Raw genomic sequence first — 20,313 nt, 5'->3', positions numbered from 1 at the left:
GGCTTTCCGTTATATCTTTTTTTTGCCATTTATGGCAGCAAAAAAAAGGATGCCACTTCAATCCTTAACGCAGTCTATTGACTACAACTTTAAGCTGTAAAAGTAATAAGATTTTGGTTGCTTTAAAATAAATTATTTATCTAATTGAGACGGTAATATCCAATTGTTGTGTTTAAAGACTTCCCAACGGGCATTTGCCATGTCAACCTTAGGATTAATTAGTGTTTTAAACGGTCTGCCATTTACACTAGTTTTGGCAGTTACATAAACCTCAATATCTTGACCTTTGCTTTTATAATCCTGTTTTAAATGCTGTGCAAATTGCCAGATAACATCGGGTTTGGTGGCAATCATACGTTTTTGCTTTTTAGAAAGGTAGTTGTTTAGGTTTACAATGGTTGTTTTTTTTGTGTCTTTATCCACCACTTTAAAATTAGCATAGCCAGATTTTGATCTTAGCATCATGCGCCAAGATAATCTATGTCCTTCCTCTGTCCATAACACGTTATCTTCAATAAAATGATGTCTAATTGGTAGTAGTATTTGAATCACAAAGTAAATAGTTGCTAATGTAACTAAATACGGTTTGTAGTTTAGTATTTTGATTTCTGCTTGATTGTAGTATTGTTTTCTTTTTAAAAAGATATTTTTGATTGTCTCTGAGTTAAAAAAGAACAATGAAAAGGCCAGTGCTAAGTATGGAAAAATACCAACGCCAAAGACTATTGAGTTAAATAAATGAAAAAATATTGAACCCCAAAAAGCAAATTTTCGTGTAGATTTATAAAGTAGTAGCGGGATAATTAACCCATCATATAATATACCACCGTAACCAACTAGATAAGTGAAAAATTGGTGTTGTAAAAGACTGCCAATAATTGGGTAGTCCATTTTACCTTTCATTAATTGTGCTGGTACGGTTAAATTAAGCCAGTCTGGATATATCTTAGCAATAGCAGCGTAAGTGTACATTATAAAAAGCTGTATTACAAAAATCCATTTGCACCAACTAGGCATACTTATTTGTTTTATGCTAGGCTTTAGTTTGACATCTATAGACGCGTATTTGTTAGCAGGAAGACAGCACATTATAATGCTTAATAGACATAGTAAATAATAATGATTGTTATAAGATGCTTTTTGCATTAGATAGGTGCTTGTCCACATAAGTGTAAAAGCAATTATACTAAGTCTATATTTGTAACCTACCATTATTAGTAGTCCAAAAACACCCATTATAAAGTAGTAGGCATACATCCAATTACCCGGTAATGGCTGTAAAAAACCTAAACCTATAAAGTTAAACGTGAATTTTGGATCTATTAAAGTGTATTTGACCCAGCCCGTAAATATGGCGCCAACAGATTCTAGAAAACAAAGTAGTCCAAAAATAATTCTGAAAACTATTAATGCACTATTATCAATTTGTTTAAAAAGAAATCTATTTAGCATATTGGCTTAAAAAGGCTTTTGCCTTAATCTTATCTAAATCTAGTTGTTTGGTTAGTTCTTCTAAATTTTCGAACTTTTGTTCGTCTCTAAGACGCTCCAATAATTCGATGCTTAGTTTTTTGCCATAAAGCGATTGGTCATAATTAAAAAAGTGTGTCTCGATAGTTTCTGACTGACCATTTACTGTTGGATTATTACCAATATTCATCATACCAAATTCAGTTTTGTCGTCAATTAAAGCTTTGACTACATAAACACCTTGTTTTGGTATTAGTTTGTAGGACTCTTCTATATTTAAATTAGCAGTAGGGTAGTGGATTGTTTTCCCTAAACCTTTACCTTTTATTATGGTTCCGGTTAGCATAAAATTATACCCTAAGTAAGTGTTGGCTGTTTTTATATCTCCTTCGAGTAATGCGCTTCTAATTTTTGTAGAGGATATGGCGACATCATTAATGTCTTGCATTGAAATTTCTTCAACTTCAAAGTTAAATTGCGTTCCAAATTGTTTTAAATCTTCAATATTTGCGTTTCTGTTACGACCAAAATGATGGTCATAACCAATAATTACATATTTAGATTTTAGTTGATTTACCAATATATCTTCTACATAAACTTCAGCGGTTAATCTAGAGAAGTCTTTTGTAAACTTTTTAACCACTAGGTTAGTAATACCAAAACGTTTTAAAAGTTGCTCTTTTTCGCTTATTGTATTAATTAACTTAATGTTAGCGTCTTTTTGCAGCACCATTCTAGGATGCGGAAAAAACGTTAGTAGTGAGGGTTGTAAATCTTTTATGTTAGCAACTTCAACTAATCTTTTAATGATCTTTTGATGGCCTATATGTACACCGTCAAATGTGCCAATAGTTAGTACTGTATGTTGCTTTTGATTTGTTTTCAATGTGTAATTGTTATTCTACAAAAGTAAAAAAGCCAATTGAATAAAATCAATTGGCTTTTAAGTTATTTAAAATTAGTTTTTATTTTTTAATAAAAGGCAATGTAATAGCGTTACCTGCTTTAGATATTTTAATAAAGTACATTCCATTACTAAACGGAGTAGTATCGATAGTTAAGTCTTGAGCATTGTTAATTTGACTTTTAGTAATTAACTGTCCTAACATGTTGTATACCTGGTAAGCAGTAGGTAAATCACTGTTATTTACCTTAATTGTTAAGGCAGAAACTGTAGGGTTAGGATAGATTGAAATAGTACTTGCTAATTCAAAATCTCCGACAGATAAAGTAGATGAAAGACCAAAGTAATACGTTCCGGTTAATCCACTTGTAAATGTTGCAGTTAATTTAGAATCTGATCCAAAAGCAGTGATAGTTACTGGTTGTACTTCACTTGTAGTATCATTTTTAGCACTTATTGATGCTCTGTCTTGTCCAGTCATAGTTTCCCAGTTAGCAAGTTCTGCTTCTGTAAAATAGAAGCTTATAGTTGCTGTTCCAGTTACTGCATTTGTTGCTGTAACGTCAAACGTTTTAGCAGTTACAAATCCTGTAGCGTCAGTAGCACCGTTATAACCTACTGCTGCAGCTCCTGCAGTTGTAGCATCTCTTGATACAGCCACTGTAGTACAACCATAGTCATCACCACCTGTGTTATCAATATCTAACATGATGTTATTTGTAGTAGCATCTGTTGCGTAAGATTGTCCAATTCCAGTAAGATTAATTTGGTCTGCTGAAGTTGTATTTACTTCCGTTTGAATGTTGGTAGTAACTGCACCAGTTATTGTTAGATTATCAATAGATAAAAAGTCCTTATCTATAGTGTCCCAGTGTCTAAATGCAATGTGTACATTACTTTGTCCTGCAAAAGCGGAAATGTCTAAAGTGTGGGATATTACAGATCCCGTATTTCCTGCATCACCCAATGTTTCAGTGAATGAAGTCGTAGAAGTTACTAGTGTCGAAATATTGTTTGTATTACCAACATATATACTATACTTTTCTTCATCCCAATCTTCAGCAGCAACTTGGGTTGTCCAGCTTGCAGTAATTTGTCCTGTAGCTTGAGATAAATCAATTGCAGGTGTTACAGCCCAATTGTCAGGAGTTAATGCAACATTGTTTATCCATGATCTAGATATTAAAGAGGGGTTGGAAACTGAGTTAATAGTAAATTGGTCACCAAAATTATTGCCATCATTATCAGCATCCGTTATTGTCCAATCAGATATATCTTCATCATCAAAGTTGTCACTATAATATGTAACTGTAGCTGTAGTCTCTACTTGTACATCGTCATTTGTTATTGATGTAATGTAACTTTCTGTTGTGGCAGCAGCATCTCCTGTTGTTGTAACATTTACAGAAAGCTCAATAGTTTCATCTAGTTCAACAAAACTATCGTTGAAAATTCGTAATGTAACAAAGTTACTAGGGAATACACTTCCTGCAGGAAATGTTACTGAGTTGTTAATGAAAATAAAGTCTTCGTTTTCAACCGCTGTACCATTATTTACTAAAACAGCTGTAGCAGTTGCAGAAGCAGGAATAGCAATTTTATAAGCAATTGATATATCCGTAAATTCACAGTCACTACCTTCTAAGATTGAAGTAGGTAATACTGTATTTACTGAAATAGTTGGTTCAACATTACAAACTGTGGATGAATTTAGCTCTACACGTCTAGGTGCTGATGCCATAATAGCTTGTATTCTATCTTTTTGATCTTGAGTAAAAGTATCCATACAAGCATCATTTGTGTAATCCATATAATTTTGAACTTGATCTAGTCCGGGTGATATAGGACACGTATCTGTATTTAAGTTACAGGTATAATTCGGTTCAGATGCATTAGGGGTATCATCACAAAAGTCGTCAACTCCACAACTTCCGCTGTCAGGTCCATCTCCCCAAATATGTCTTAATCCTACCCAATGTCCTACCTCGTGAGTCATTGTTCTTCCTAAATTATAATTATTGTTTAATGTAAACGAACCATCGTTTTCCGCGATTGTACCCATAACATCAAAACCGGCAACGACACCATCAGTGTTAGCGTTACCAGCCGAACCAAATAAACCATCAAGATTAGGTGTGTTGTCTGGGAATTGTGCGTAGCCAAGTAAACCCGATAATCCACCTTGAGATATTGGTAGTCCACCAGGTCTGATAGTCCACATATTTAAATATTTAGTTGGATCCCATTGAGTGGTCGTTTTCATGTTTTGAACATCTGCATTGTTTTCCCAATCAGCGCCACCTGCACCATCAACAACATCATTGCTGTAAGGGGATATATTATGTCTTACAACTCCAGTAGTGGGTGCTCCTATAGGATCTATTTCTGCAATACAAAAATTTAATTGTACATCTACAGCTAACCCTGTTGAGTTTGCTCCTCCCGGAGTGCCAACTAGGCGTCCAAAATCTTCATTTAAAACTTGAATTTGTGACAAAGCTTGAGCATCAGAAATGTTTTCTCCTACAATATTTCCAGGAGTGTTTACGTCGTCTCCATTGTGCACAACGTGAATCACAACAGGAATGTTGTAAACAGCTTGTGTCGATCTACCAGCTAATCTATCAGCTTTTATTTGCGCTATTTTTGGAGCTAACCATGCTTCAAAATCTGTAGTTGTTAAACGATTGGGGTTTTGCTTTTTAAGTGCATTTTCATACTCATCAGTTAAACATCGCGCAAACCCGGTTTCGTTTATTGTTTTTAACGTTTGTGGGGTTATCTCAAAAGAGTTTTCTTTCGAAGCTTTTTTTGAGCTTTGAGCTGCTAAGCTACATGTGAAAAATATGGATAAAATAATGAATGTAATTTTTTTCATTGTTGAATATGTTTTATAAGGGATAAATTTATATAAATTTTTAGAATCAGGCTGTTAAAATTAACAAGGATTGTGTGATATTCTATTATTTTAACAATTTTGTAGTTTTTTTATTACCTAAGAAGTTTATTATTGAGTGGCTAAAAGGAATGTTTAGTTTTTTTTCGGAAAATAGGAATATTGTGTCAGCTATTAATTAAAGCTAATCTAATTTTTAGATTGGTATTTTTTTTGTTTAAAAAGATAAATTTGAAATTATTAGTGACGAGTTAAATAAAACATGACAAATATCATTTCGAAAACCTTGTTATTGTAGGAAAAAAACACAATTTCATTAAACATATACCACTCTAATTGTTAAATTTTAGTCAATTAAACAATAGTTTCTTTAGATTTGAGTATTCAAAAATCTCTCACTTATGAAAACAAAAATACATTATGTTTTTTTACTAACTTTTTTGCTCTTTGCTAATATTGTTTTAGCTCAAGATGGAATATGGTCAAAAACAACATTTAATGAGAATGCCACTGGTATTTCTCTAAAAAATTTAGACAAGGATAACTCTGAAATTTTTCAATTTAATATTCAAAATTTTAAACAACAATTATTAGGAGCGCCATTAAGAAGAGCATCTCATGGAAAATCTAATACTATAGTTAGTTTTCCAAGTATTAATGGACAAAAGCAGGAATTTAGAGTTGTAGAAACTCAAATTTTCTCTTCCAATGATAATCTTGCACAGCATCCTAGTATCAAAACATATCTAGGTTCAAGAACAGATAATTCAGGAACTAGAGTAAGATTTAGTGTAACACCTTTGGGATTGAAAGGAATGATTTCAGAGCCAGGTAAAGAAACGGTTTACATTCAGCCTATTACTAAAGTGTCTAATGGGCAGTATATTATTTATAATAGAACGGCTCAATTAAATTCTTCTGAAACATTTGAGTGTTTAACAGAGGATGTCGATATTTCTAAAAGAATTATTAGCAGCGAGGTGTCTCGCGATGCTAATGACCAATTATTAAGGACTTTTAGAATGGCAATGTCAGTAACTCAGGAGTATACTTCTTTTTGGGATGATGGAAATGCAGCAAATGGAGATGCTAGAGCAGATGCATTGGCCCAAATGATTTCTACTTTAGATAGAAATAATGAAGTTTTTGAAGTTGACATGGCTATTACATTTGTTTTAGTTGATACTGCGGATGACCCTGCGTTGGATTTAATTTATTCTACAGCAGTTCCAGACCCTTATGGAGGTAGTTTAAACTCAGATTTACAATCTAATTTAACAGCAACCGTAGGAGAAACTGATTATGATATAGGTCACCTTTTGACTTTTGCAGCAAATAATGGTAATGCGGGATGTATAGGTTGTGTTTGTCAGAGTGGTAAGGGGAGTGGTTTTTCAGCTCACCAATTTACGGATAATGATGGAGGCCCATTTATGGCTGATTTTTTTGATATTGATTATGTACCGCATGAAATTGGTCACCAAATGGGAGCAAATCATACATGGTCAAATAGTTCTGAAGGAACAGGAGTAAATGCAGAACCAGGTAGTGGAACAACTATTATGGGGTATGCAGGTATTACTGGAGGTAATGATGTGCAGGATCATAGTGACCCTTATTTTCACTATTATAGTATTACTCAAATTTTGGATAATGTAACGACTGCTCCTAATAATTGTGCAGTAACTACTGCTATTACTAATAATCCTCCAGTTGCAGATGCTGGTGCAGATTATACGATCCCAATGGGTACAGCTTTTATTTTAAAAGGAGCGGCTACAGATGCTGATGCTGCTGATACTTTAACGTATACTTGGGAGCAAACAGATGACGGGGTAACGTCGTTTACAAATTTTGCGCCTACAAAAACAACAGGAGCAGTTTGGAGGTCAAGACCGCCAAGTACATCTCCTAATAGATATATGCCAATTTTAAGCAGGGTTTTAGATGGACAGTTGACCGAGTCTAATCCAGTAGAAACAGTAGATAATACTTCTTGGGAAACTGTTTCAACCGTAGGAAGAAACTTAAATTTTGCATTAACAGTAAGGGATCGATCTGAAGGTGGTGGCGTTGGCCAAATGCCTCAAACAGATTTTGATGAAATGTTAGTAACAGTCGATGCTGCCTCTGGACCTTTTGCTGTCACTTCTCAAACTACAAATGTTACTTGGGATGCAGGTTCGACTCAAATAGTAAATTGGGATGTTTCGGGAACAGATGGAGGTGCTGTAAATACGCCTACAGTTAATATTTTATTATCTACGGATGGTGGATTAACATTTCCTTTGACTATTGCATCCAATGTGCCTAATGATGGATCACATGATGTTGTTGTGCCAATTGGAGCAGTGACTTCTATGGCAAGAGTAATAGTAGAAGGGAATAATAATATATTTTATGCTGTTAACTCAACTAATTTTACAATTCAAGAGACTGAGTTTGTTGTTAGTGTAACAAATCCAGAAATGGATGTTTGTGAACCAGCAAATGCAGTTTATAACTTTACATACAATACGTTTTTAGGTTTTACTGGTACTACTAATTTTTCAGTATTAGGTTTGCCTGCAGGAGCATCTGCAGTTGTTAGTCCTACATCTGCTACTGCTGATGGAACAACAGGTACTGTAACGGTATCTGGGACAGGATCATTACTTATTGGTTCTTATCCTTTTTCTCTAGAAGCTGTATCTGGTACGATTACTAAATCAGTGCCATTAACGCTTAATGTGTATAATGGTACTTTAGCAAGTGTTGTTTTGGCATCACCTTTAGATGGAGCTATAGATGTTGCTTCTGATGTAGAATTGTCTTGGGATTTAGATCCTAATGCAGTAGATTATTTAGTTGAAATAGCAACAGATGCAAGTTTCGGAACTATTGTAGAGTCTGCAACAATACAAACTAATATGTATACAGCGTCAATGTTAGATGTAAATACTGATTATTTTTGGAGAGTAACTAGTTCTAATCAGTGTGCTTCTTCCAATCCATCAGCGGTATTTACTTTTAAAACTGCTAATTTGACTTGTGGAATATATACGGATAGTGTAGCACAAAATATCTCTGCAAGTGGAGCAGGAAATACGGTTGTTTCTACTGTCAATATACCTGAAGATTTCCCAATTACAGATGTTAATGTAACCATTGATATTACACATACGTGGTCTGCTGATTTAGATATAACTTTAACTAGTCCAAACGGTACAGTAGTAGAGCTAACTTCGGATAACGGAGGTAGTGGAGATAACTATACAGGTACTATTTTTGATCAAGAAGCAACAGGAGGGTTAATTACAACAGGGGCTGCTCCGTTTACGGGTAGTTTTGTTCCGGAAGGAGATTTATCTACTTTATATAGTGAGATGTCGGCTGGAGACTGGATTTTAACTGTAGTTGATGATGCTAGTGCAGATGGAGGTACATTCAATAGTTTTGATTTAGAAGTTTGTGTAATGCGTACGTTATCAGCATCAGATTTTAATACTTCAATCTCAGATTTTACAGTATATCCTAACCCAAATAATGGGTCGTTTAATGTTAAGTTAAATACCGTTTCATCTAAAAATGTTGTTTTAGCAGTTTATGATATTAGAGGAAGAAGTGTATTTTATAAAACATACCAAAGTTCTCCTGCTTTTAACGAAACAGTTAACTTAGAAAATGTACAATCAGGAATGTACATGCTACAAGTTAGTGATGGGGTTAATAAACAAACTAAAAAAGTTATTGTTAAGTAGTAGTAATACAATTATTAAATAATAAAAAAAGGAAGCTATTTAGCTTCCTTTTTTTTATTTACCATTATATGTATTCATGGTATTATTTATTCCTGCTGTTCCAAATGATTTTACAACCTCTGCTGATTTTTCTAAGCGTTCTGGTAGTTTTTTGTTTTCTTCATCCTCCCATTCGCCTAAAACATAATCAACTTGTCTTCCGGTGCTAAAAGCATCACTAATTCCGAATCTAAACCTATTGTATTTACTAGTGTTTAATTTTTCTTGTGTGTCTTTTAGTCCATTATGTCCACCGTCACTTCCTTTGGTCTTTATTCTTAAACTTCCAAAAGGTAGATTTAAATCGTCGGTAATGACTAATAAGTTTTCTAAAGGAATCTTTTCTTTAGTGAGCCAGTATAGGATTGATTTCCCGCTTAAATTCATGTATGTACTGGGCTTAAGGAGTATAAACGTACGTCCTTTAAATCTAAAAGTAGCAACATCACCTAGTTTTTGAGTTTCAAAGGTTATGCTTTCTTTTTCAGCTAAAAAATCTAAGACCTTAAAACCAATATTGTGACGCGTATTTTCGTACTTAGCACCAATATTTCCTAGGCCAACAATTAAGAATTTTTTCATAGGATCTTGTTCTTCAATGGTGTTTGATACTTTTTTCGTTTTAAAGCGTGTAATAATCCAATCAAACATGATACTTTTTTTGTAAAAATAAAAAAGCATCCTGAATTAACAGAATGCTTTTTTTAAATATTTAACTAAAGATGTTATTCTTGAGTCGCTTCTGGTGCATCTGCTCCTTCTGCTTCTCCTTCATCATCATCTTCGTCTACTGTAATAGCAGCTCTAGAACGTCTTACTAAACATACAACAGTGTTATCTGGGTGCATGAAAGTATAATCTTCATTTACTAAAGAAGTAATATAAAGTTTATTACCAATTTTAAGATCTTCGATGTTTGCATCGATAAAATCAGGTAAATTTCCTGGTACCGCCTTAACTCTTAAACTACGTTTGTTTTTACGTAAAACACCACCATTTCTAACTCCACGAGGGTTTCCAATGTAGTTAAGTGGAATATCCATTGTTACTTCTTTGTCTGCAAATGTTTGGTAGAAATCTACGTGTAAGATTCTATCTGTTACAGGGTGAAATTGGATATCTTGTAAGATAGCGTCAAATTTTTCGCCACTTTCTAATTCAAGAACAACTGTATGCGCATTTGGTGTGTATACAAGTTTTGAGAACGCTAATTCTGGTGCAGAGAAATGCACTTGGTTGTCTCCTCCGTATAATACGCAAGGAACCTGACCAGCATTACGTAAGGCTTTTGTTACTTTCTTGCCCACGCTTTCTCTTTTGGATCCGTTGATTGTAATTGATTTCATTTGTGTTTATTTATATTTAATTATTTGTATTCTTTTTTTTTAGCTCGTTTTTACATTAAAAACTTAGAGCTAATAGACTTATTGTAATGTACATTTTGCATTACTTCAGCAAATAAATCTGCACAACTTAATACTTTTATTTTTTTACTTTCTTGTCTAAGTGGTATAGAGTCTGTTACTATCAGTTCTTCTAATTTTGAATTTTCTATGCGTTTGTATGCATCTCCTGATAAAATTGGATGTGTACAGATTGCTCTAACACTTAGGGCACCACGTTCCATCATTAAATCGGCAGCTTTTGTTAATGTTCCGGCTGTATCTACCATGTCATCAACTAATACTACGTTTTTTCCTGTTACATCTCCAATTAACTCCATGTGAGAAATAACATTAGCTTTAGCACGTTGCTTATAGCATATTACAACATCACTTTGTAGCGCTTTTGAATAAGCATAAGCACGTTTTGATCCTCCCATATCTGGAGAAGCAATGGTTAAGTTGTCAAGATTTAACTCTTTTAAATAGGGTAAGAAAATTGTTGAAGCAAATAAATGGTCTACTGGTTTCTCGAAAAAACCTTGTATTTGATCAGCATGTAAATCCATTGTTACAATTCTAGTTGCACCAGCTGTTTCCAACATTTTAGCTACTAATTTAGCAGCAATTGGTACTCTAGGTTTGTCTTTACGGTCTTGTCTAGCCCAACCAAAATAAGGTAATACTGCAGTGATGTGTCTTGCTGACGCACGTTTTGCAGCATCAATCATTAACAACATTTCCATCAAATTTTCAGAACTAGGATTTGTTGATCCTATAATAAAAATACGTGTTCCTCTAATAGATTCTTCGTAAGATGGTTGAAATTCACCATCGCTATAAGTAGAGGTAATTACTTTACCTAAATCAGTTCCGTAAGCAGCTGCAATTTTCTCTGCTAAAGCTTTACTTTGCGTAATTGAAAATATTTTAGCTTCGGGCTTTGTATTCGGCATTGTTAATCTGTTGTTGTGTAGGTTTTTAGCCTGCGTGATTTTTAATAAGGTGCAAATTTACTATAATTTTTCAGCTTTAAAAGATATTAGACGCTATTTTTAAAGGATTTGTCTAAAATATATTTATTTTTGCCAAATCAAATTCAGATTGCTCAAGTGGCGGAATTGGTAGACGCGTCGGATTCAAAATCCGATTCTTCGGAGTGCGGGTTCGATTCCCGCCTTGAGTACTAAGTAAAACCTTCAGCTTTATAAGTTGAAGGTTTTTTATTTTTAGAACTGTTTATTTTGAAGAATCTCTAATAACTATATCTGTTTCGACAGTTTCAATACTAGTTGTGGTGATATTGTTTTGAAGTTTGTTAATTAAAAGGGTAGCTGCTTTTTCTCCTATAATTTCACCGTGCTGACTAATAGTAGTAAGTCTTGGATTGGAGTGTCTTGCTAAAATACCGTTTGAAAAGGCTAAGATGGAAAGGTCTTCTGGTATTTTTATTCCTTTTTCTTGAGCTATTTTCATAGCTGCAATCGCAACAGATTCGTTTGAGGCTATTAAGGCATCAAATGTATGATCAAACAATGGTCTTACAACTGCATCATGATTTCTGTAATACATCTCATGAGTGGTAATTATAATGTCTTTGTCTTCTTCTATATTGTTGTTCTTTAATCCGGCTAAATACCCTTCATGACGCAATTTCCCAACACTTAAATCCATGTTTGCGCCAGCAAAAGCTATTTTTTTACTGCCTTTGTTTTTAAAATAGTTTACAGCATTTACAGAAGCCATAAAATCGTTAGTTATAACTTTGTCACAATTAATGTCTTCTACAACACGGTCAAACATGACTAACGGAATTTCTTTTTCGATGCAAGAATTAAAATGTTGATACTCTTTTTGAGCTTCTGTTTCTTCAGCAACAGATAAAATAAATCCATCTACTACACCTGTAGACAACATCTGTATTGTTTCAATTTCTTTTTGAAGAGACTCGTTAGATATACAGGTTATTATTTTATATCCTTTTTGCGTAGCTACTTTTTCTATTCCTTTTAATACTTGTGCAAAGTAATAGTTAAGCATGTTTGGGATAATTATCCCAATAGTTTTTGTGCGTTGGTTTTTTAAACTTAACGCGTTAAAATTTGGTGTGTAGTTTATTTCTTTGGCGTAAGCTTTAATTTCTTCAGATGTAGCTTTGCTTATTTCAGGACTGTCGTTTAGTGCTTTAGAAACGGTAGAAATTGAAACACTAAAATGAATAGCGATATCTTTTAAAGTAATTTTTTTCATAGCTTGTATTATAAATAAACTTCTAACAATTGGCAATAGTCGGAAGATAATAAAATGTTTTCAATAGCAGCGGGAAGTAATATGGTTTCGCCTCTTTTTAGACTAAATACATTATTATTCCACTGTAATGTCGTGCTTCCGTCTACACAGATGTATATTACAAAAGAATCTAAAGTTGAATAATCTTTTTGTAAATCACCTTCTACTTGTATAAAATTAGTTTTAAAGTAAGGCGAATGTATTAACGTGTTAGATTTGTTAGGTGCTTTGCTATAGGTTGTTTTATAGTTTTCGTGTACTTCAAAATCAATAACATGTTTTGCTAGCTCTGTATGAAGCTCTCTTTTTAAGCCAGTAGCTTCTTCTATTCTGTCGTAATCATAAATACGGTAGGTTATATCTGATGTTTGCTGTATTTCTGCCAATAATACACCTGCTCCAATAGCGTGTACGTAACCAGTTGGAATGTAAAAAGCGTCTCCTTTTTTTACAACTTCGTTATGCATTACATTTAAGAGTGTGTTGTTTTCTAGGCTTGATTCAAATTGATTTAAAGTAATTTGTTCTTTAAAGCCAACAATTAATTCTGCTTCTTTTTCAGCTTGCATGACATACCACATTTCATTTTTTCCAAACGAATTATGGCGTTCTATTGCTATTTCGTTACTTGGGTGTACTTGAATAGAAAGCGGTGTTTTTGCGTCAATAAACTTAATTAGTAATGGAAAGTCGTTGCCAAAAGTATTGTAAACTGATGTGCCTAAAAAGGCGCCTTTATATTTTTTTATTAATTGTTTTAATGTAAAACCTTTTAATTCGCCCTCTAAAACTTCGTTTTCGTCATTTTTAACATCAGAGATTTCCCAAGATTCACCAATGTTTTCTTCGGTAAAGCTTTTGCCTAATTCTGTTCTCAGTTTGTTGCCACCCCAAATTTTATATTTGTAAAGCGGTTTAAATTTTAGTGGGTATAATGTCATTGATTGCGTAATAGTCTGGGTCAAATTTACCAAACTATCAGTATATTTTATAGTTTTTTAGCAAATCCTTTTTTTTATGGTGTTATAATCACAGAATTTGGAAAGCATTTTTGTTTTTATGTATCTTTACAGCAACCCTAAAACTCAATGTTTATGCTCCAAGACTTTTGGCTACACGTACAATACGGTATTAATCACGTGCTAGATATTAATGCTTATGATCACGTTTTATTTTTAATAGTTTTAGCTGTTCCGTATTTGTTTAGAGATTGGAAACGAGTGCTTTGGCTGGTTACTATGTTTACTGTTGGTCATACTATTTCGTTAGTGTTGGCTAGTTATGGAATGGTTAAAATTGATGGTAATTTAATAGAGTTTTTAATACCTGTTACCATCATGATTGTGGCTATATATAATGTGTTTACAGCAGGAAAACAGTCCAAAAGTCAAAAAATGGGTCTGTTATTTGTTTCTACTCTGTTTTTTGGATTGGTCCATGGATTTGGATTTGCTAGAGAGTTTAGGATGAGTTTAGATAAAGGAGACAGTAAGTTATTAAGGCTTTTTGAGTTTGCTTTAGGTATTGAAATTGCTCAAATTATTATTGTGTTTGTAATTCTGTTTTTGGGATACATTTTTCAAACCGTATTTAGATTTTCTAAACGTGATTGGGTAATGGTTATATCTGCAATAGTTATTGGTCTTGTTATCCCGATGCTTTTAAATAGCCCTATGCTAGACTAGTTTTCATTAAAGTTTTCATAAAACTTATTGTTTAGAATTGTAATTGAAATATGAAGCGAGTATCTTCGTTAGTATTCAAACACGTCTTTGTGCGCGTTTTCATTTGTATATTACCAAATTATGTCAAAACAAAAACAACTTAAATACGATAAAGCTTATCTTAGAATTGCTACAGAATGGGGAAAATTATCTTCATGTAAACGTAAGCAAGTAGGAGCCTTAATAGTTAAAGACCGAATGATAATTTCAGATGGTTATAATGGTACGCCAAGTGGTTTTGAAAACTATTGTGAAGATGACGAAGGTTATACAAAATGGTATGTTTTACATGCGGAAGCTAATGCTATTTTAAAAGTAGCATCTTCTACCCAATCTTGTAAAGGGGCGACGTTATATATAACCATGTCGCCTTGTAAAGAGTGTAGTAAGTTAATACACCAAGCAGGAATTATTCGTGTGGTTTACAATCAAGGATATAAAGACGATTCTGGGCTTAAATTTTTAGAAAAGGCTGGTATCGATTTGCAATTAATAGAACAATTAGAAGAATAATGTCTGAAGCCAAAATATATTTTCCTTTAATAATAGGTGTTGCAATTGCGGCAGGTATTTTTATTGGCGGAAAACTAAATTTTGGAGATACATCAGATAAGTTATTTACTGCTAATAGTAAAAAGGATAAGCTTAATAGGCTTATTGATTATATAGACTATGAGTATGTAGAAGATGTTAATACGGATAGCATCGTAGATGTTACGGTAAATGGTATTCTAAATAACTTAGATCCGCATTCTGTTTATATTCCTAAAGAAGACATGCAGAAAGTTGCTGAAAACATGAAAGGTAATTTTGTTGGTATTGGTATAAACTTCTACACCTTTAAAGATACAATTACAGTCATTAAAACGATTGAGAATGGTCCTAGTGCTAAAGCGGGAATTGTTGGTGGTGATAGGATTGTGTCTGCTAATGGAGAGTCGCTTTTAGGTGGTGGTTATGATAATGACACGCTAGTAGATAAGTTAAAAGGGGAGCGGTATTCTAATTTAATATTAGAGGTCTTTAGAAAAGGAACGCCAGGCCTATTGTCGTTTGACGTCACAAGGGATGAGGTGTCTATTAAAAGTGTTGATGCTGCTTACATGTTAACGGAAACATTAGGTTATATAAAAATAAACCGTTTTGCAGAAAGTACTTATAAAGAGTTTAGTAAAGCATTAAAAAATTTAAAGAAGCAAGGTGCTACTGGTTTAGCTTTAGATTTAAGAGGAAACCCAGGTGGTTTCTTAGAGATTGCAGTAAATATTGTAGACGAGTTTTTGGAAGATGACAAACTTGTAGTCTATACTAGAAATAAAAAAGGAAAAGAAGATAGGAGTTACGCAACAAGTAGAGGTGAGTTTGAGGAGGGTCATGTTTATGTTATGATTGACGAGAACTCTGCTTCTGCATCCGAGATTATTGCTGGTGCTTTACAAGATAACGATAAAGGGACTATTGTTGGAAGACGATCTTATGGTAAAGGTTTAGTGCAACGCGAAATGAAATTAGGTGATGGTAGTGCGGTCCGTTTAACGGTTTCAAAGTATTATACACCAACAGGTCGGTCAATCCAACGTTCTTATGAAAACGGGAACAGAGATTATTACGATGATTTTGCAGATCGTTTAAATAGAGGGGAGCTTTTAGATGAAAAGAAAATAGAGGTAGCAGACTCATTAAAATTTAAAACACCTAAAGGAAACATTGTATATGGAGGTGGTGGTATAATACCAGATGTATTTGTGCCTTACGATACTAGTATGCAAAACGAAACCCTTACGTTTTTAGAGAAAAGAGGGTATTTAAATAATTTTATTTTTGAACAGTTGGATAAAGATAGAGCTACCTATGCAGCTATTTCTAAATCAGATTTTTTTGAGAATTTTACAATTAGTGATACTATGGTGCATGCTTTAGAGGATTATTTAAAACTAAAAACACGATCAAATATTGTTTTTGTTGCTTATAAAGAAGAGGTTAAACACTACTTAAAAGCTACTTTAGCAGAACAGTTATTTGGTTTTGGTGCTTACTTTAAAATTTTAAACAAGCATGATATTATGATAGATAAAGTCATTGATTTAAATCAAACGTCTAGTAACTAGGCTTTATCATGCACTTTAGTGTGCTTTCCATTATTCCATAACGTTAAAATATCCGTAGCAACATGTGCACCGCTTCCTGAAGCGATAGCAAACTGACTTCTCCAACCCGCCAATGTGCCAGCAACATATAAATTGTCTTTGATTAGGTGGTCTGTGTTCTCTAACCAGATTCTATCTTTTTCAATAGCGGCTTTTGGATGTTGTTTAATGTAGTTTTCTAAACCTTTAATGTTTAGTAGATTGGTGTAGCCAACTGCAATTACAACACGTTTTGCGGTGTAAGTTGTTTTGTTGGTTATAATGCTAAAACCATGTTCGGATTCAGTTATTTGTTCTACTTTTTCTTTATCGATTTGTACTACTTGTGGGTATAAAGTGGCTAATTGTTGCGCACCTTCCTCAAGTATGTCTTTACCTAAACTACCAGGTTGTAAACCTAAAACATTATTGAATAAAGCATTTTGTAGATGCGATGTTTTTTGATGCATAACAATAGCAACTGTTTTGCCTTCCGCAAAGGGTTTGTTTAAACCAGAGCCTAAAACTAAGGCACAAGATAAGCCTGCAGCACCGCCACCTATTATTATAGTGTCAAATTGCATTAGCCTTTGGTTTTTGCTTCTATTTTTTTAGAAACACGTAAAATTTGTACTAAAGCAATAGCGCAAAGCGAAGCTAAAATGGTAATCATAGCAACAATACTTTCGCCTTGAAATAAAGCAGAAAAATCAAGTTTGCCAGCGTTGTAAATTATTAACGCAATAGCTAAAATAGTTGTGATATAGGTAAATAGTTTCATTGAAAAAATTTTTACAAAAATACAATAATTACGGATTAAGCTAATAGTATTTTGATGTTATCAGTAAACAACTTGACCGCTATGGCTAATAAAATCACTCCAAATACTTTTCTAATTATGTTTATCCCGTTTTGTCCAATAAAGCGTTCTATACGTCTTGAAGTTTTTAATACAATGTAAATAACAATAACGTTTAAAATAACCGCTATTATAATGTTTTTTATGTCGTATTCTGCGCGTAATGATAATAGGGTTGTTAAGCTTCCTGGTCCTGCAATTAGAGGGAATGCCAAAGGAAACACAGAAGCTGTTATAGGATTTGTGTCTTCTTCTTTATATAAGGTTATACCTAAAATCATTTCTAAAGCAATAAAGAATAAAATAAAGGATCCTGCTACCGCAAAAGAGCTCACGTTAATACCAATTAGATTTAGGATACTTTTTCCTAAAAATAGAAATGCAATTAGGATAACTCCAGCTATAATTGCTGCTTTTTCACTTTGAATATGGCCAACTTTTTTACGTAAATCTATGATAATCGGGATGTTTCCAACAATATCGATTACCGCGAATAGCACCATAAAGACCGTGAATATTTCTTTAAAATTGATAGGCATGATTTTATAATTTAAATTATCCTGAAATTTTCGGCAAAAATAGTGGTAATTCATTGAAATACAATAGTAAACTAACTAGAAGTTTTACTTTTTAGATAAACACCTTATACTTTAATTAGATATTTTATATTTGCTAAAAAAACAATTAAGACGTAATTATGTTTCAATTAGGTAAAACAATAGTGTCTGAGTCTATAATCGAAAAAGATTTTGTGTGTAACCTGTCTGCTTGTAAAGGGGCATGTTGTGTAGAAGGGGATGCGGGAGCACCTTTGAGCGAAGAAGAAGCGCAGATTTTAAAAGAAATTTATCCTAAGGTAAAACCGTATTTGCGTAAAGAAGGTATTGCATCTATTGAGGCGCAAGGGACGTCCATAGTTACCGGTTTTGGCGATCTAGAAACACCTTTAGTAAATGGAGCCGAATGTGCCTATGTTACTTTTGATGATAAAAAAACCGCAATGTGTGGTATTGAGCAAGCTTATAATGCGGGCGAAGTAGAGTGGAAAAAACCAGTATCTTGTCATTTATACCCAATTAGAGTCAAGGATTATACAGAGTTTTCTGCTGTAAATTATGATAAATGGGATATCTGTGATGATGCTTGTTCTTTAGGTAAGGAGTTGCAAGTGCCAGTTTATAAATTTGTAAAAGAAGCTTTGGTTAGAAAATTTGGTGAAGATTGGTATACCGAATTAGAGAAAGTGGCAAGTAAAATGTCTCGATAAAAAGTAGTGTTTATTCTTGTTGCTTTTTATAAAAAGTAGAGCTGCTTATTCTTCGATTTGATGCCTAATTCCTGTTTTGTAAAGCAAATCTGACACGCTAATTGATGTCAATTATTTTCTCAAATAATAATTGTGTTTGTTAAGGCTATTAATCAATAAATATTTTACGATTAAATTCATAAAAAACAATCATTTTAATATTTTTAGGAGGGTCAAAACGACGTTTTTATAGATTTTGTTTTTATGTATTTTGTTGACTTTCAGTGTTGTGATCGCTTGTTTTTTCTGTAAAAAGTTGTTTCTATTTAAGCGTCAGTATATTGCGGATTTCTGAAAATTATCATGGAAAAGGAGTTATAAAGTAGTGATTTTTTTTGTTATTTCAGACTTTTTTCGGTTTAATTTTCGGAATAAAAACTTATTAAAAACTAAATAATTCCGCAACATCAGTAACAGCCACTTGTAGCCCCACATTTCAACAATCAATGTTAAAAACTTTGAGAAAATTTAGCACAAACCACCTTTTAAAATCATAGATTATTTCCAATCTTTGTTAGTCCCAAGTCAAGGCAGATAATCGCAATTTAAAATCACAGAAAAACCCAATACAATGTCGCAAGAAATAGAGCCAATTTTAGCAGAAAACAAAGATAGATTCGTTATTTTCCCTATCCAACATCATGATTTATGGGAATGGTATAAAAAATCTATGGCTAGTATCTGGACAGCAGAGGAGATTGATTTACATCAAGACATTACGGATTGGACAGAAAAATTAACTGACGACGAGCGTTACTTTATCAAACACGTGTTAGCATTTTTTGCTGCTAGTGATGGAATTGTTAACGAAAATTTAGCTGAAAACTTTGTAAACGAAGTACAGTATAGTGAAGCAAAATTCTTTTATGGTTTCCAAATTATGATGGAAAACATACACAGTGAAACGTACTCATTATTAATTGATACGTATGTTAAAGACGAAACTGAAAAAAATGGTTTATTTAACGCTATTGAAACGTTTCCAGCTATTAAGAAAAAAGCAGATTGGGCACTTAAATGGATTGATTCTCCAAGTTTTGCAGAACGTTTAATTGCGTTTGCAGCAGTAGAAGGGATTTTCTTTTCAGGTTCGTTTTGTGCTATATTTTGGTTGAAAAAACGTGGTATTATGCCAGGTTTAACGTTTTCTAACGAATTGATTTCTCGTGACGAAGGAATGCATTGTGATTTTGCAGTACACCTTCATGAAAATCATTTAGTTAATAAAGTGCCAAAAGAACGTATTAAAGAAATTATAGTAGATGCCTTAAACATTGAAAGAGAATTTATAACAGAATCTCTTCCTGTAAGTTTAATTGGTATGAATTCTAAATTAATGACTCAGTATCTTGAGTTTGTAACCGATAGTTTATTAGATGACTTAGGTTGCGATAAGGTATATAATACCGCTAATCCATTTGACTTTATGGAAATGATATCACTACAAGGTAAAACTAACTTTTTTGAAAAAAGAGTGGGAGATTACCAAAAAGCTGGTGTTATGAATAAAGAAGTTGATGAGGATAAATACAATATGGATTTCGATTTTTAATATCGACGTCAAATCGTAAATAATTT

Annotated in this window: 17 protein-coding genes and 1 tRNA gene; 7 read left to right on the top strand and 11 right to left on the bottom strand. The window is 33.3% G+C overall.

The window, feature by feature from the left end; all coding sequences use genetic code 11:
• Nucleotides 1-132: 132 nt before the first annotated feature.
• The 3 genes from ACZ2G2_RS04220 to ACZ2G2_RS04210 form a co-directional block, all read right to left on the bottom strand.
• Complete coding sequence (locus tag ACZ2G2_RS04220; protein WP_470394137.1) at nucleotides 133-1,452, bottom strand: HTTM domain-containing protein; 1,320 nt, start codon at nucleotides 1,450-1,452, stop codon at nucleotides 133-135.
• Complete coding sequence (locus tag ACZ2G2_RS04215) at nucleotides 1,442-2,356, bottom strand: bifunctional riboflavin kinase/FAD synthetase (RefSeq protein ID WP_272021742.1); 915 nt, start codon at nucleotides 2,354-2,356, stop codon at nucleotides 1,442-1,444. The genes ACZ2G2_RS04220 and ACZ2G2_RS04215 overlap by 11 nt, the downstream gene beginning before the upstream one ends.
• A 79-nt stretch (nucleotides 2,357-2,435) precedes the next feature.
• Nucleotides 2,436-5,252, bottom strand: a complete 2,817-nt coding sequence (locus tag ACZ2G2_RS04210) for a T9SS type A sorting domain-containing protein (RefSeq protein WP_470394134.1) — start codon at nucleotides 5,250-5,252, stop codon at nucleotides 2,436-2,438.
• A 419-nt stretch (nucleotides 5,253-5,671) separates the two neighbouring features.
• Between ACZ2G2_RS04210 and ACZ2G2_RS04205 the strand changes: the two genes are divergently transcribed.
• Nucleotides 5,672-9,010, top strand: coding sequence for a zinc-dependent metalloprotease (locus ACZ2G2_RS04205; RefSeq protein ID WP_470394133.1), 3,339 nt, complete (start codon nucleotides 5,672-5,674; stop codon nucleotides 9,008-9,010).
• Between the two features lie 54 nt (nucleotides 9,011-9,064).
• Here ACZ2G2_RS04205 and pth read toward each other — a convergent pair whose 3' ends face one another.
• The 3 genes from pth to ACZ2G2_RS04190 form a co-directional block, all read right to left on the bottom strand.
• A complete protein-coding gene (gene pth / locus ACZ2G2_RS04200; RefSeq protein ID WP_470394131.1) occupies nucleotides 9,065-9,700 on the bottom strand; it encodes an aminoacyl-tRNA hydrolase in 636 nt (211 codons plus the stop codon).
• Nucleotides 9,701-9,774: 74 nt separating this feature from the next.
• A complete protein-coding gene (locus ACZ2G2_RS04195) occupies nucleotides 9,775-10,395 on the bottom strand; it encodes a 50S ribosomal protein L25/general stress protein Ctc (RefSeq protein ID WP_470394130.1) in 621 nt (206 codons plus the stop codon).
• A gap of 50 nt (nucleotides 10,396-10,445) precedes the next feature.
• Nucleotides 10,446-11,387 carry a ribose-phosphate pyrophosphokinase gene (locus ACZ2G2_RS04190; protein WP_470394128.1) on the bottom strand — a complete coding sequence of 314 codons (942 nt, stop codon included), beginning with the start codon at nucleotides 11,385-11,387 and terminating at the stop codon, nucleotides 10,446-10,448.
• Between the two features lie 150 nt (nucleotides 11,388-11,537).
• On the opposite strand from ACZ2G2_RS04190, the gene ACZ2G2_RS04185 reads away from it, so the two are divergent.
• Nucleotides 11,538-11,617, top strand: a tRNA-Leu gene (locus ACZ2G2_RS04185).
• Between the two features lie 53 nt (nucleotides 11,618-11,670).
• Here ACZ2G2_RS04185 and ACZ2G2_RS04180 read toward each other — a convergent pair.
• Together ACZ2G2_RS04180 and ACZ2G2_RS04175 are read right to left on the bottom strand one after the other, a co-directional pair.
• The gene (locus ACZ2G2_RS04180; RefSeq protein ID WP_090838344.1) at nucleotides 11,671-12,681 is read right to left on the bottom strand and encodes a LacI family DNA-binding transcriptional regulator; all 1,011 of its coding nucleotides are present in this window, start codon (nucleotides 12,679-12,681) and stop codon (nucleotides 11,671-11,673) included.
• An 8-nt stretch (nucleotides 12,682-12,689) separates the two neighbouring features.
• Nucleotides 12,690-13,661 (bottom strand): type I phosphomannose isomerase catalytic subunit, encoded by a 972-nt coding sequence (locus ACZ2G2_RS04175; RefSeq protein ID WP_090838192.1) that lies wholly within the window; start codon nucleotides 13,659-13,661, stop codon nucleotides 12,690-12,692.
• A gap of 153 nt (nucleotides 13,662-13,814) precedes the next feature.
• Between ACZ2G2_RS04175 and ACZ2G2_RS04170 the strand changes: the two genes are divergently transcribed.
• The 3 genes from ACZ2G2_RS04170 (at nucleotide 13,815) to ACZ2G2_RS04160 (ending at nucleotide 16,552) form a co-directional block, all read left to right on the top strand.
• Complete coding sequence (locus ACZ2G2_RS04170) at nucleotides 13,815-14,405, top strand: HupE/UreJ family protein (RefSeq protein ID WP_090838342.1); 591 nt, start codon at nucleotides 13,815-13,817, stop codon at nucleotides 14,403-14,405.
• Nucleotides 14,406-14,525: 120 nt separating this feature from the next.
• On the top strand, nucleotides 14,526-14,957 hold the full coding sequence (locus tag ACZ2G2_RS04165; RefSeq protein ID WP_090838190.1) for a deoxycytidylate deaminase: 432 nt from the start codon (nucleotides 14,526-14,528) through the stop codon (nucleotides 14,955-14,957).
• Nucleotides 14,957-16,552, top strand: coding sequence for a S41 family peptidase (locus ACZ2G2_RS04160; protein WP_470394126.1), 1,596 nt, complete (start codon nucleotides 14,957-14,959; stop codon nucleotides 16,550-16,552). Before ACZ2G2_RS04165 ends, ACZ2G2_RS04160 begins: the two co-directional genes overlap by 1 nt.
• Here ACZ2G2_RS04160 and ACZ2G2_RS04155 read toward each other — a convergent pair.
• From ACZ2G2_RS04155 to ACZ2G2_RS04145, 3 genes are read right to left on the bottom strand one after another with little or no spacing between them, the layout of a single operon-like run.
• Complete coding sequence (locus tag ACZ2G2_RS04155) at nucleotides 16,549-17,154, bottom strand: FAD-dependent oxidoreductase (RefSeq protein WP_470394124.1); 606 nt, start codon at nucleotides 17,152-17,154, stop codon at nucleotides 16,549-16,551. The genes ACZ2G2_RS04160 and ACZ2G2_RS04155 overlap by 4 nt on opposite strands.
• A complete protein-coding gene (locus tag ACZ2G2_RS04150; protein ID WP_090838184.1) occupies nucleotides 17,154-17,351 on the bottom strand; it encodes a hypothetical protein in 198 nt (65 codons plus the stop codon). The genes ACZ2G2_RS04155 and ACZ2G2_RS04150 overlap by 1 nt, the downstream gene beginning before the upstream one ends.
• 35 nt (nucleotides 17,352-17,386) lie before the next feature.
• A complete protein-coding gene (locus tag ACZ2G2_RS04145; RefSeq protein ID WP_090838182.1) occupies nucleotides 17,387-17,968 on the bottom strand; it encodes a MarC family protein in 582 nt (193 codons plus the stop codon).
• Between the two features lie 158 nt (nucleotides 17,969-18,126).
• On the opposite strand from ACZ2G2_RS04145, the gene ACZ2G2_RS04140 reads away from it, so the two are divergent.
• Both ACZ2G2_RS04140 and ACZ2G2_RS04135 read left to right on the top strand, forming a co-directional pair.
• Nucleotides 18,127-18,696: a DUF3109 family protein gene (locus ACZ2G2_RS04140; protein WP_470394122.1), complete on the top strand. Its 570-nt coding sequence runs from the start codon at nucleotides 18,127-18,129 to the stop codon at nucleotides 18,694-18,696.
• Between the two features lie 610 nt (nucleotides 18,697-19,306).
• Nucleotides 19,307-20,287 carry a ribonucleotide-diphosphate reductase subunit beta gene (locus tag ACZ2G2_RS04135; protein ID WP_090838178.1) on the top strand — a complete coding sequence of 327 codons (981 nt, stop codon included), beginning with the start codon at nucleotides 19,307-19,309 and terminating at the stop codon, nucleotides 20,285-20,287.
• Nucleotides 20,288-20,313: the final 26 nt, after the last annotated feature.

This window comes from Olleya sp. KKT75, from assembly GCF_055635485.1.
The sequence above is the reverse complement of the archived record's forward strand: the minus strand, read 5'-3'. Positions and strand labels throughout refer to the sequence as shown.

Excerpts from the sequence above, each read along its gene's own strand:
- ACZ2G2_RS04165 (WP_090838190.1), top strand. The coding sequence starts at position 14,526 with ATGTCAAAACAAAAACAACTTAAATACGATAAAGCTTATCTTAGAATT.
- ACZ2G2_RS04220 (WP_470394137.1), bottom strand. The coding sequence starts at position 1,452 with ATGCTAAATAGATTTCTTTTTAAACAAATTGATAATAGTGCATTAATA.
- ACZ2G2_RS04155 (WP_470394124.1), bottom strand. The coding sequence starts at position 17,154 with ATGCAATTTGACACTATAATAATAGGTGGCGGTGCTGCAGGCTTATCT.
- ACZ2G2_RS04140 (WP_470394122.1), top strand. The coding sequence starts at position 18,127 with ATGTTTCAATTAGGTAAAACAATAGTGTCTGAGTCTATAATCGAAAAA.
- ACZ2G2_RS04170 (WP_090838342.1), top strand. The coding sequence starts at position 13,815 with ATGCTCCAAGACTTTTGGCTACACGTACAATACGGTATTAATCACGTG.
- ACZ2G2_RS04190 (WP_470394128.1), bottom strand. The coding sequence starts at position 11,387 with ATGCCGAATACAAAGCCCGAAGCTAAAATATTTTCAATTACGCAAAGT.
- ACZ2G2_RS04135 (WP_090838178.1), top strand. The coding sequence starts at position 19,307 with ATGTCGCAAGAAATAGAGCCAATTTTAGCAGAAAACAAAGATAGATTC.
- pth (WP_470394131.1), bottom strand. The coding sequence starts at position 9,700 with ATGTTTGATTGGATTATTACACGCTTTAAAACGAAAAAAGTATCAAAC.
- ACZ2G2_RS04195 (WP_470394130.1), bottom strand. The coding sequence starts at position 10,395 with ATGAAATCAATTACAATCAACGGATCCAAAAGAGAAAGCGTGGGCAAG.
- ACZ2G2_RS04145 (WP_090838182.1), bottom strand. The coding sequence starts at position 17,968 with ATGCCTATCAATTTTAAAGAAATATTCACGGTCTTTATGGTGCTATTC.
- ACZ2G2_RS04210 (WP_470394134.1), bottom strand. The coding sequence starts at position 5,252 with ATGAAAAAAATTACATTCATTATTTTATCCATATTTTTCACATGTAGC.
- ACZ2G2_RS04150 (WP_090838184.1), bottom strand. The coding sequence starts at position 17,351 with ATGAAACTATTTACCTATATCACAACTATTTTAGCTATTGCGTTAATA.
- ACZ2G2_RS04205 (WP_470394133.1), top strand. The coding sequence starts at position 5,672 with ATGAAAACAAAAATACATTATGTTTTTTTACTAACTTTTTTGCTCTTT.
- ACZ2G2_RS04160 (WP_470394126.1), top strand. The coding sequence starts at position 14,957 with ATGTCTGAAGCCAAAATATATTTTCCTTTAATAATAGGTGTTGCAATT.
- ACZ2G2_RS04175 (WP_090838192.1), bottom strand. The coding sequence starts at position 13,661 with ATGACATTATACCCACTAAAATTTAAACCGCTTTACAAATATAAAATT.
- ACZ2G2_RS04180 (WP_090838344.1), bottom strand. The coding sequence starts at position 12,681 with ATGAAAAAAATTACTTTAAAAGATATCGCTATTCATTTTAGTGTTTCA.